General features: G+C 63.4%; 7 protein-coding genes. All 7 read left to right on the top strand.

Annotation, left to right across the window (positions count from 1 at the left end):
• Positions 1–72 precede the first annotated feature (72 nt).
• The 7 genes from DMX10_RS01245 to DMX10_RS01215 all read left to right on the top strand — a co-directional run bounded on the left by DMX10_RS01245 (position 73) and on the right by DMX10_RS01215 (position 11,558).
• The gene (locus DMX10_RS01245) at positions 73–336 is read left to right on the top strand and encodes a YeaC family protein (protein WP_111259395.1); all 264 of its coding nucleotides are present in this window, start codon (positions 73–75) and stop codon (positions 334–336) included.
• Positions 337–350: 14 nt separating this feature from the next.
• Positions 351–1,187, top strand: coding sequence for a DUF2797 domain-containing protein (locus DMX10_RS01240; protein ID WP_111259522.1), 837 nt, complete (start codon positions 351–353; stop codon positions 1,185–1,187).
• A 76-nt stretch (positions 1,188–1,263) separates the two neighbouring features.
• Positions 1,264–3,924, top strand: coding sequence for an aminopeptidase N (gene pepN, locus DMX10_RS01235; RefSeq protein ID WP_111259394.1), 2,661 nt, complete (start codon positions 1,264–1,266; stop codon positions 3,922–3,924).
• A gap of 524 nt (positions 3,925–4,448) precedes the next feature.
• Positions 4,449–6,452, top strand: a complete 2,004-nt coding sequence (locus tag DMX10_RS01230) for a DUF1302 domain-containing protein (protein ID WP_111259393.1) — start codon at positions 4,449–4,451, stop codon at positions 6,450–6,452.
• Positions 6,453–6,510: 58 nt separating this feature from the next.
• On the top strand, positions 6,511–7,878 hold the full coding sequence (locus DMX10_RS01225) for a DUF1329 domain-containing protein (protein WP_111259392.1): 1,368 nt from the start codon (positions 6,511–6,513) through the stop codon (positions 7,876–7,878).
• Positions 7,879–8,078: 200 nt separating this feature from the next.
• The gene (locus DMX10_RS01220; RefSeq protein ID WP_111259391.1) at positions 8,079–9,164 is read left to right on the top strand and encodes a YCF48-related protein; all 1,086 of its coding nucleotides are present in this window, start codon (positions 8,079–8,081) and stop codon (positions 9,162–9,164) included.
• An 18-nt stretch (positions 9,165–9,182) separates the two neighbouring features.
• Complete coding sequence (locus DMX10_RS01215; protein WP_111259390.1) at positions 9,183–11,558, top strand: RND family transporter; 2,376 nt, start codon at positions 9,183–9,185, stop codon at positions 11,556–11,558.
• The last annotated feature ends 388 nt before the right edge of the window (positions 11,559–11,946 follow it).

Raw genomic sequence — 11,946 nt, 5'->3', positions numbered from 1 at the left:
CGGCGTCGGTGCGCAACACCGGCAGTGCCGCTAGAATGTGCGCTCGTTTTCGCCGCCCTTCAGGAAGCCGCCGTGTCCGATTTCGCCAAGCTGATCAGCAACATCACCGAGGATGTCTACCAGAGCCTCAAGCTCGCCGTGGAGATCGGCAAGTGGTCCGACGGCCGCAAGCTGACCCAGGAGCAGAAGGAGCTCAGCCTGCAGGCGGTCATCGCCTGGGAGATCAAGAACCTGCCCGAGGAAGAGCGCACCGGCTACATGGGCCCGCAGGAGTGCAGCTCCAAGTCCGAGAAGATAGAGAACATCCTGTTCAAATCCTCCGACTCGCTCCACTGATGGGGGCCAGCGACATGCAAGAGCTGGGGCGCGGCGCGCTGAGCAAGATGTCCGCGCAACTGGGTGATCCGGTGGTGCAGTACGCGTTTCGTCTCGGCGATGGGCAGGTGGCGGTCAATCCGCTGCTGGGCCGGCGCATCCGCCTGGAGTTCCTCGGTGCGATCCACTGCTCCCATTGCGGGCGCAAGACCGGCAAGAGCTTCGCCCAGGGCTACTGCTACCCCTGCTTCACCAAGCTGGCGCAATGCGACAGCTGCATCATGAGCCCGGAGCGCTGCCACTACGAGGCCGGCACCTGCCGTGAGCCCGCGTGGGGCGAATCCTTCTGTATGACCGACCACGTGGTCTACCTGGCCAACTCCTCGGGCATCAAGGTCGGCATCACCCGCGCCACCCAGGTACCGACCCGCTGGATCGACCAGGGGGCGCGCCAGGCATTGCCGATCATGCGCGTCGCCACCCGCCAGCAATCCGGCCTGGTGGAGGACCTGCTGCGCAGCCAGGTGGCCGACCGCACCAACTGGCGCGCCCTGCTCAAGGGCGAGGCCGAGGCGCTGGACCTGCCCGCGATGCGCGAGGCCATCTTCCAGGCCTGCGACGCCGGCATCCAGGGGCTGCAGCAGCGCTTCGGGCTGCAATCGGTGCAGAAGCTCGAGGATGTCGAGCCGCTGGAGATCCGCTACCCCGTGGAGGCCTACCCGACCAAGGTGGTGAGCCTCGATCTGGACAAGACGCCGGTGGTGGAGGGTACCCTGCGCGGTATCAAGGGCCAGTACCTGATCCTCGACACCGGGGTCATCAACATCCGCAAGTTCACGGCCTACCAGGTGGTGGCGAGCAGCGAGCCGTAAGGCCGCCGCGCCCCGCCTGGCAGGAACACACACCGCAGCCGGGGCATCGCGCCCGGGCTGCCTCGGAGAGGCAAGCATGCGAACCGAACAACCGAAAGTCATTCACCTCAAGGACTATCAGGCGCCGGACTACCTGATCGACGAGACCACCCTGACCTTCGAGCTGCACGAGGACCACACCCTGGTCCACGCCCAACTGGTGATGCGCCGCAACCCCGATCGCGCCGACGGCAGCCTGCCCGCGCTGGTCCTGGACGGCCAGCAGCTGGAGCTGCTGGCGCTGTCCATGGACGACCGCGAGCTCGGTGCCGCCGACTACCAGCTGACCGACAGCCACCTGACCCTGCAGCCGGTCAGCGACAGCTTCACCCTCGACAGCACGGTGCGCATCCATCCGGAGAGCAATACCGCCCTGGAAGGCCTGTACAAGTCCGGCAGCATGTTCTGCACCCAATGCGAGGCCGAGGGCTTCCGCAAGATCACCTACTACCTCGACCGCCCGGACGTGATGAGCCGCTTCACCACGACCGTCAGCGCCGAGCAGCATCGCTACCCGGTGCTGTTGTCCAACGGCAACCCGGTGGCCAGCGGGGCGGAGGAGGGCGGTCGCCACTGGGCCACCTGGGAGGACCCGTTCAAGAAGCCGGCCTACCTGTTCGCCCTGGTGGCGGGCGACCTGTGGTGCGTGGAAGACGTGTTCACCACCATGAGCCAGCGCGCGGTGACCCTGCGCATCTACGTCGAGCCGGAGAACATCGACAAGGTGCAGCACGCCATGGACAGCCTGAAGAAGTCCATGCGCTGGGACGAGGAGGTCTACGGCCGCGAGTACGACCTGGACATCTTCATGATCGTCGCGGTCAACGATTTCAACATGGGCGCCATGGAGAACAAGGGGCTCAACATCTTCAACTCCAGCTGCGTGCTGGCCAGGGCCGAGACCGCCACCGACGCCGCCCACCAGCGCGTCGAGGCCGTGGTGGCCCACGAGTACTTCCATAACTGGTCGGGCAACCGCGTGACCTGCCGCGACTGGTTCCAGCTGTCGCTCAAGGAAGGCTTCACCGTGTTCCGCGATGCCGAGTTCTCCGCCGACATGAACTCGCGCACCGTCAAGCGCATCGAGGACGTGGCCTTCCTGCGTACCAACCAGTTCGCCGAGGACGCCGGCCCCATGGCCCACCCGGTGCGGCCTGACTCGTTCATCGAGATCTCCAACTTCTACACCCTGACCGTCTACGAGAAGGGGTCGGAAGTGGTGCGCATGATCCACACCCTGCTGGGCGCCGCAGGCTTCCGCAAGGGCACCGACCTGTACTTCGAGCGCCACGACGGCCAGGCCGTGACCTGCGACGATTTCGTCAAGGCCATGGAGGACGCCAACGGCGTCGACCTGACCCAGTTCAAGCGCTGGTACAGCCAGGCCGGCACCCCGCGCCTCGCCGTCGAGGAAGCCTTCGATGCCGTCGCCAGGACCTACAGCCTGACCTTCCGCCAGAGCTGCCCGGCCACCCCCGGCCAGGCCGAGAAGCTGCCCTTCGTCATTCCCGTCGAGCTCGGCCTGCTGGACGCCGCAGGCAACGACCTGCCGCTGCGCCTGGCGGGCGAGGGCGAAGCCCTTGGCGGCAACCGGGTGATCTCGGTGACCGAGGCCGAGCAGACCTTCACCTTCGTCGATATCGCCGAGAAGCCGCTGCCCTCGCTGCTGCGCGGGCTGTCCGCCCCGGTGAAGCTGAGCTTCCCCTATGGTCGCGACCAGCTGATGTTCCTCATGCAGCACGACAGCGACGGCTTCAACCGCTGGGATGCCGGCCAGCAGCTCTCCGTGCAGGTGCTGCAGGAGCTGATCGGCCAGCACCAGCGTGGCGAGGCGCTGGTGCTGGACACCCGCCTGCTGGACGCCTTCCGCAGCCTGCTGGAGGACGAGTCGCTGGACCAGGCGATGGTGGCCGAGATGCTCTCGCTGCCCAGCGAGGCGTACCTGACCGAGATCAGCGAAGTCGCCGATGTCGACGCCATCCATGCGGCGCGTGAGTTCGCCCGTCGTTCGATCAGTGATGCCCTGTTCCCGCAACTGCTGGCGCGTTACCAGGCCAATCGCGCCATATCGCGCGAGACGCCCTATGTCGCCTCCGCCGAGCACTTTGCCCGCCGCACCCTGCAGAACATCGCCCTGTCCTACCTGATGCTCAGTGGCAAGGCCGAGGTTCTAAAGGCCTGCCTGGAGCAGTTCGAGGCCTGCGACAACATGACCGAACGCCTGACCGCGCTCTCGGTGCTGGTCAACTCCGGCTTCGAGGACGAGAAGGCCAAGGCGCTGGCGAGCTTCGCCGATCACTTCAAGGACAACCCGCTGGTGATGGACCAGTGGTTCAGCGTCCAGGCCGGTTGCACCCTGCCGGGGGGGCTGGAACGCGTGCAGGCGCTGATGGGCCACAAGGCCTTCACCCTGAAGAACCCGAACAAGGTACGTGCGTTGATCGGCGCCTTCGCCAACCAGAACCTGGTGAACTTCCATCGGGCCGACGGTGCGGGTTATCGCTTCCTCGCCGACCATGTGATCACCCTCAACGCGCTGAACCCGCAGATCGCCTCGCGCCAGCTGGCGCCACTGACCCGCTGGCGCAAGTACGACCAGGCGCGGCAGAAGCTGATGCGCGCCGAGCTGGAACGCATCCTCGCCTCCGGCGAGCTGTCCAGCGATGTCTATGAAGTGGTGAGCAAGAGCCTCGCCTGACCCTCCGGGACCACGTCCGTGGTTCCGTTGCCGTTCCCCGGCGTCGACAAGTGTTACTGGCAATCTGCCGGTAACACTTTTTTGTTACTCAAAGGAATATCCCTTCGGTCTCTGAGGCGTAAATGGCCTGTTCCCTGGCATTTCTTTCTTGACGGGGTGAGCGAGGTATGAACGCGCAAGCGCTATAGGTGTGGTTTTGAGTGACAAATCGAGCCAGCTTGTAGGACAAAGTCGGCCGATTCGTCGGTTTTGATCAGTGGATGATCAGTCACTCGTTTGAATTTAATCTGTCCCTTCGTTCAGAAAAATATAACGACCCATAAACGTGCACTTGGCACCATGGTTGCACGTCTCGACGCCGTCCCAGGCCCTCCAGTCCCGCAAGAATTGCTGGAGGCCGCGGTTCAGACGCGTTGGTGCTTCCGCCCACGCCAGAAGAAAGGTCGCACGAGCGGCTGAACAGCGTCCCTGCCAGACGGGGCCGTAATAACAAATGAATGATCTGTCCACGGAGTAAAGTCTCGATGGAACTCAAGTCCCGCAAGCCCCTGTTGCGCTTCGCGCCGGCCAAGGCCGGTTTCGCCCTCGCCGGTCTCCTGCCCCTGATGTGCGCCGTCCAGGCCCAGGCGGTCGAATTCAGCTTCGCCGACGATGAGATCAGCGGTTCCATCGACACCACCGTCTCCTACGGCCAACTGTGGCGCGTCCAGGGCCAGGACAAGACCAACAACGACATCAACACCAACGACGGCAACCGCAACTTCGACACCGGCCTGGTTTCCGAGGTGTACAAGATCACTTCCGACCTGGAAGCGACCTACAAGAACTACGGTCTGTTCGTCCGCGGCACCGCTTTCTATGACACCCAGATCATGGACAAGCGCAACGATTACCTGGACAACAACAGCCCGAGTCAGCCCAGCCAGAGCTATCCGAAGGACGACCGCTTCACCCACGACACCCGCCACAAGGCCGGTCGTGATGCGCAGATCCTCGACGCCTACCTCTATGGCAACTGGGACATCGCCGACATGCCGGTCACCGGTCGTATCGGCAAGCAGGTCTTCAACTGGGGCGAGGGCATCTTCTACCGGGGTGGCATCAACACCACCAACCCGCTGGACGCTGCCAAGTTCCGCTTGCCCGGTTCTGAGTTGAAAGAGGTTCTGGTTCCGGTCGAGGCCCTGAGCTTCAACGTCGGCTTGACTGACAACCTGTCGATGGAAACCTTCTACCAGTTCAACTGGAAGGAAAGCGCCATCGACCCGAGCGGCACCTTCTTCTCCGAAACCGACCTCTTCGCGGATGGTGGCAACACCGCCTACACCAGCCTGGCTGGTAGTGCGCTGACTGCTCCTCAGGCCGCCCTGGGCGGAGCCTCTCTCGTGCAGTTCTATAACGCGGGTGCTGGCGGCTTGTGTGCCGGTCAGGTGGGTGGCCTGTGCGCTGGTGGGAAGAACTTCGTTTATCCAGGTAACCAGATCGTCAAGGTCGCCAATATCGGCACTGACCTGAATGCGAAGAACGACGGCCAGTACGGCGTTGCATTCCGCTATATCGCCGAAGAACTCAATTCGACCGAGTTCGGCTTCTACTACGTGAACTATCACGCGAAAGAGCCGAGCATCTATGCGGATCTGGGCAACTACCAGGGCGTAAACCTGGATACCGTCGCCGGTCTTCTGCCAGGCGGCCTGACCCCGGGCAACATCCAGGCTGCGGGTGGTCTGGCTACGCTCGACACCCTGGCGAACGTCCAGGCTCGTCGTGAGTATGCTGAAGACATCCGCATGTTCGGCCTGAGCTTCAACACCACCATTCAGGAAACTTCGGTATTCGGTGAGCTGGCCTACCGCCCGAACATGCCGATTGGCATCGCCACCACCAACGACCTGCTGGGTGACCTGATCGGTCAAGCGGCGAAGCTGGTCAATACCGGTCCGATTTCCAGTGCGCTCGGCGGCCTGAACGGCTCGGCACAAATTGCGGGCAGCACTGTTCGTCTGGGTGACTCGATCCACAACTACGAGCGCGTCGAGGTCTTCAACACCTCGCTGGGTGCTATTCACAACTTCGGGCCGAGCCTGAGTTTCGACTCGCTGATCGGCGTGGCCGAACTGGCGTCCGAGCATCTGCGTGGCAGCGACCTGCAATACACCGGTTACAACGGCGTCAATCGCTACTACTCCGGTCGCGGCAACAGCTCCTACGTGTCCGGCGGTGATCGTGGCGATCAGGTCAACAAGGACGCCTACGGCTACACCCTTGTGCTGTCCGGTACCTGGAACGACGTGTATGCCGGTGTGAACGTTTCCCCGTTCGTCGTCTACAAGGATGACTTCCAAGGCAACTCCCACCAGACCGGCAACTTCATCGAAGGTCGCAAGGCCTACACCGTCGGCCTCAAGGCGAGCTACCTGAACAGCCTGGAAGGCGAGATCCAGTACACCGAGTTCTATGGCGCCGGCCAGAACAACTCCAGCCGCGATCGCGACAATATCGGCGTCAACGTCAAGTACTCCTTCTAACTAGAAAGAATGCGGGCACCTGCGGGTGCCCGCCGCTGAACCCTCACGGAGAACCAACATGCTGAAAAAGCTTTCGCTGGTTGGCGCGGCAGTCGCGTTCGCACTGTCCGCCGGTAGCGCACTGGCCGCGGTGTCGGCTCAGGAAGCCGCCAAACTGGGCACTAGCCTGACTCCCTTCGGTGCCGAAAAGGCCGGCAACGCCGCCGGCACCATCCCGGCCTGGACCGGTGGCATCACCCAGGCTCCGGCCGGCTACAAGCCGGGCCAGCACCATGTCGATCCGTTCCCGGAAGACAAGCCGCTGTACACCATCACCAAGGCGAACCTGGACCAGTACAAGGCCAACCTGACCCCGGGTCAGATCGCCCTGTTCAACGCCTACCCGACCACCTTCCAGATGCCGGTCTACCCGACCCGCCGCTCCGGCTCCGCGCCGCAGTGGGTGTATGACAACACCATCAAGAACGCCACCACCGCCAAGCTGCTGGACGGCGGCAACGGTTTCGCCGACGCCTACGGCGGCATTCCGTTCCCGATCCCGCAGAACGGTGTCGAGGCGCTGTGGAACCACATCGTCCGCTACCGCGGTTCCTACATCGTGCGTCGCGCCTCCGAAGTGGCCGTGCAGCGCAATGGCGACTACTCCCTGGTCACCTCGCAGCAGGAAGCCCTGTTCAAGTACTACAACCCGAAGGGTTCGTATGCCGACCTGAACAACATCCTGTTCTACTACCTGTCCTTCACCAAGAGCCCGGCACGCCTGGCCGGTGGCGCCGTGCTGGTGCACGAGACCCTGGATCAGGTGAAGGAGCCGCGTCAGGCCTGGGGCTACAACGCCGGCCAGCGCCGCGTGCGCCGTGCGCCGAACCTGGCCTACGACACCCCGATCGCTGCTGCCGACGGCCTGCGTACCGCCGACGACACCGACATGTTCAACGGTGCTCCGGATCGCTACGACTGGAAACTGGTGGGCAAGAAGGAAATCTACATCCCGTACAACAACTACAAGGTCTCCAGCCCTGAGGTTAAGTACAAGGACCTGCTGCAGCCCGGCCACCTGAACCCGGCCGTCACCCGCAACGAACTGCACCGCGTGTGGGTCGTCGAGGGCACGCTGAAGTCCGGCGCCCGCCACATCTACTCCAAGCGCACCCTGTTCCTCGACGAGGACAGCTGGCAAGCCGCCGTGGTCGACCAGTACGACGGTCGTGGCGAGCTGTGGCGTGTATCGATGGCCTACCTGAAGAACTACTACGACCTGCCGACCACCTGGTCCGCACTGGACGTGTTCCATGACCTTCAGGCCCGTCGCTACCACGTGCAGAACCTGGACAACGAAGAGCCGACCACCATCGACTTCACCCAGGCTGTTCCGGACGACGGCTACTTCAAGCCTTCGGCACTGCGTCGCCGCGGTACCCGATAAGCGCCTTGTAGCCTGACGAAAAGGCCGCTACAAACGTAGCGGCCTTTTTGCTATCAGGGCCCCTGATAAGGCCTCAATCACGCGGGTTTGCCTTAACAAAACATAACGTCCAGCCGATTGTCATGGCTTTCCAAAGCTGGATAGCATAGGCGGCCTGCCAAAAGGCAAGGTCCACCTATAACAATAAGGGGGAAAGGTGTATGAGTGAGCCCGTCCTGCGGCGCACCCAGTCCGGTCATGACGTGCAGTCCCTTGCGCAACCGGCGTTCCGCTTCCACTCGCCGCTGGCCAAAGCGCTCTCGCTGTTCAGTGTGCTCTCCGTCCTGACTCTCGGTGCCGCGCCCATCGCGCAAGCCGCCGAATCAGCACCCGTGTTCTCCATCGAATCGCCCAAGGCGGCCAGCAGCCTGCTGCTGGATATCGCCCATGCGGGCAAGCGCCTGGTTGCCGTCGGTGACCGTGGCCACATCCTTTACTCCGACGACGACGGCAAGACCTGGACCCAGGCCAAGGTGCCGACCCGGCAGATGCTGACCGCCGTCTACTTCGTCGACGACAAGAAGGGCTGGGCCGTCGGCCACGACGCGCAGATCCTCGCCAGTGAAGATGGCGGCGCCACCTGGACCCAGCAGTTCGAAGACCTGGAGCGTGAGGCTCCTCTTCTCGATGTCTGGTTCAAGGACGCCAACACCGGCTTCGCCGTCGGCTCCTACGGTGCCCTGCTGGCCACCGAGGACGGTGGCAAGAACTGGGAAGACGTCAGCGACCGCCTGGACAACGAAGACCAGTACCACATCAACGCCATCACTGCGGTGAAGGACTCCGGCCTGTTCATCGTCGGCGAGATGGGCAGCATGTTCCGCTCCCCCGACTGGGGCCAGACCTGGGAACGCCTCGAGGGTCCCTACGAGGGTTCCCTGTTCGGCGCCACCGGCACCAACGAGCCGGGCGTGGTCGTGGCCTATGGCCTGCGTGGCCACCTGTTCCGCTCCGCCGACTTCGGCAAGACCTGGGAAACCATCGAACTGAAGAATGCCCGTGGCGGCACCCTGGAGTTCGGTCTTTCCGGCGGCACCCTGCTCGATGACGGCACCCTGCTGGTGGTCGGCCATGGTGGCAGCGTCCTGAAGAGCACCGATGCCGGTCGCACCTTCAGCGTGGTCAACCGTTCCGATCGCCTGTCGCTGGCCAGCGCCACCGCAGATACCAAAGGCAACCTGATCCTGGTGGGACAGGGCGGAGCGCGCGTCGCCTCGCCGACTGGCGCCGAGCTGGGCCAACAATAACGAGCCGGGGGAGTTTCGATGAGTAACCATCACCAGGACAAGGCGACCTTCCTGGAACGCCTGATCTTCAACAACCGGCCGGCCGTGATCGTCATCTGCCTGCTGGTCAGCATCTTCCTCTTCTGGCAGGCCACCCAGGTGCGTCCGTCCACCAGCTTCGAGAAGATGATCCCGCTGCACCACCCCTTCATCCAGAAGATGATGGAGCACCGCAACGACCTGGCGAACCTGGGCAACACCGTGCGCATCTCGGTGGAAGCCAAGGACGGGGACATCTTCAGCAAGGAGTACATGGACACGCTGCGTCAGATCCACGACGAGGTGTTCTACATTCCCGGCGTCGACCGTTCCGGCCTGAAGTCCCTGTGGAGCCCCAGCGTGCGCTGGACCGAGGTCACCGAGGAAGGCTTCGCCGGTGGCGAGGTGATCCCGCAGACCTACGACGGTTCCGACGACAGCCTCGACGAGCTGCGCAACAACGTGCTCAAGTCCGGCCAGATCGGCCGCCTGGTGGCCAACAACTTCAAGTCCAGCATCGTCGACGTGCCGCTGCTCGAGTCCTACCCGGACCCGAACGACCAGGGCAAGCTGCTGAAGCTCGACTACCGCCAGTTCTCCCACGAGCTGGAAGCGAAGATCCGCGACAAGTACCAGGCCCAGAACCCCAACGTTCAGGTCCACATCGTCGGCTTCGCCAAGAAGGTCGGTGACCTGATCGATGGCCTGATCATGGTCGTGGCCTTCTTCGGTATCGCCTTCCTCACCACCCTGGTGCTGCTGTACTGGTTCACCTGGTGTATCCGCAGCACCATCGCCGTGCTCTCCACCACCCTGGTGGCGGTGATCTGGCAGTTGGGCCTGATGCACTCGGTGGGGTTCGGTCTCGATCCCTACTCGATGCTGGTGCCGTTCCTGATCTTCGCCATCGGCATCTCCCACGGGGTGCAGAAGATCAACGGTATCGCCCTGCAGTCCAGTGATGCGGACAACGCCCTGACGGCGGCCCGGCGTACCTTCCGGCAGCTGTTCCTGCCGGGCATGATCGCCATCCTGGCCGACGCCGTGGGCTTCATCACCCTGCTGATCATCGACATCGGCGTGATCCGCGAACTGGCCATCGGCGCCTCCATCGGTGTGGCGGTGATCGTGTTCACCAACCTGATCCTGCTGCCGGTCGCCATCTCCTATGTCGGCATCAGCAAGAAGGCCATCGAGCGCAGCAAGAAGGACGCGACCCGTGAACACCCGTTCTGGCGCCTGCTGTCCAACTTCGCCCATCCGGTCGTGGCCCCGATCTCCGTGGTCATCGCCCTGGTCGCCTTCGGTGGCGGCCTCTGGTACGGCCAGAACCTGAAGATCGGCGACCTCGACCAGGGTGCGCCGGAACTGCGTCCGGACTCGCGCTACAACAAGGACAACAACTTCATCATCAGCAACTACTCCACCAGCTCCGACGTGCTCGTGGTGATGGTCAAGACGGCTCCGGAAGGCTGCTCCACGCACGAAGCGCTGGCGCCGATCGACGAGCTGATGTGGACGATGGAGAACACCCAGGGCGTGCAATCCGCCATTTCGATGGTCACCGTGTCCAAGCAGGTGATCAAGGGGATGAACGAAGGCAACCTGAAGTGGGAAACCCTGTCGCGCAACCAGGACGTGCTGAACAACTCCATCAGCCGTGCCGATGGCCTGTACAACACCGACTGCTCCCTGGCACCGGTGCTGGTGTTCCTCAACGACCACAAGGCCGAGACCCTGCAGCGCGCGGTCAAGGCGGTGGAGGGCTTCGCCAAGGAACACAACAAGGAAGGGCTGGAGTTCATGCTCGCCGCCGGTAACGCCGGCATCGAAGCGGCCACCAACGAGGTGATCGCCCAGTCCGAGCTGACCATCCTGATCCTGGTGTACATCTGCGTGGCGGTGATGTGCCTGATCACCTTCCGCTCCATCGCAGCGACCATCTGCATCGTGCTGCCGCTGATCCTCACCTCGGTGCTGGGCAACGCGCTGATGGCCTTCCTCGGCATCGGCGTGAAGGTGGCGACCTTGCCGGTGGTGGCGCTGGGCGTGGGTATCGGTGTCGACTACGGCATCTACATCTACAGCCGCCTGGAAAGCTTCCTGCGTGCCGGCCTGCCGCTGCAGGAGGCCTACTACCAGACGCTGAAGTCCACCGGCAAGGCCGTGCTCTTCACCGGCCTGTGCCTGGCCATCGGCGTGGCGACCTGGATGTTCTCGGCGATCAAGTTCCAGGCCGACATGGGCCTGATGCTGACCTTCATGTTCATCGTCAACATGTTCGGTGCGCTCTGGCTGCTGCCTGCCCTGGCACGCTTCCTGATCCGCCCCGAGAAGCTGGCGGGCAAGACCGGCGGTTCGCTGCTGGCCCACTAAGCGTCAAGGCAATGAAGAAACCGCGGCCCAGGCCGCGGTTTTTTCATGGGCGTTCAACTACCTGAAAACCACGCGCACAACCCTGTAGGGGCGACTTCAGTTGCCCAGCGACCCCAGGGGGTTGCCGCTCTGTAGGGTGGGCTGGGTGCTTCTGCACGAGGCTTCGGCGGGTTCACCCGCCCTGCAGCGAGCACCCTACATCCGTAGCCCGGGCTTCAGTCCGGGAACTCCGGCCACACCTTCCCCGCGCTGAAGCACGGGCTACGAGGCGGTCACAGGTTTTAGGTAGGTCGGGTGCAACCCGACAGGCCCGGCACGATGCTCCGGCAGGTTTCACCCGGCCTACGGCGAGTACATCCCCACCCTGTAGCCCGGACTTCAGTCCGGG

Origin of the sequence: Pseudomonas sp. 57B-090624, assembly GCF_003234055.1 — a bacterium.
GTDB classification, from domain to species: Bacteria; Pseudomonadota; Gammaproteobacteria; order Pseudomonadales; family Pseudomonadaceae; genus Metapseudomonas; species Metapseudomonas tohonis.
This window is presented reverse-complemented; position numbering and strand designations above follow the sequence as displayed.

Coding starts and splice junctions, on each gene's coding strand:
- DMX10_RS01230 (WP_111259393.1), top strand. CDS start 4,449: ATGGAACTCAAGTCCCGCAAGCCCCTGTTGCGCTTCGCGCCGGCCAAG.
- pepN (WP_111259394.1), top strand. CDS start 1,264: ATGCGAACCGAACAACCGAAAGTCATTCACCTCAAGGACTATCAGGCG.
- DMX10_RS01225 (WP_111259392.1), top strand. CDS start 6,511: ATGCTGAAAAAGCTTTCGCTGGTTGGCGCGGCAGTCGCGTTCGCACTG.
- DMX10_RS01220 (WP_111259391.1), top strand. CDS start 8,079: ATGAGTGAGCCCGTCCTGCGGCGCACCCAGTCCGGTCATGACGTGCAG.
- DMX10_RS01215 (WP_111259390.1), top strand. CDS start 9,183: ATGAGTAACCATCACCAGGACAAGGCGACCTTCCTGGAACGCCTGATC.
- DMX10_RS01240 (WP_111259522.1), top strand. CDS start 351: ATGCAAGAGCTGGGGCGCGGCGCGCTGAGCAAGATGTCCGCGCAACTG.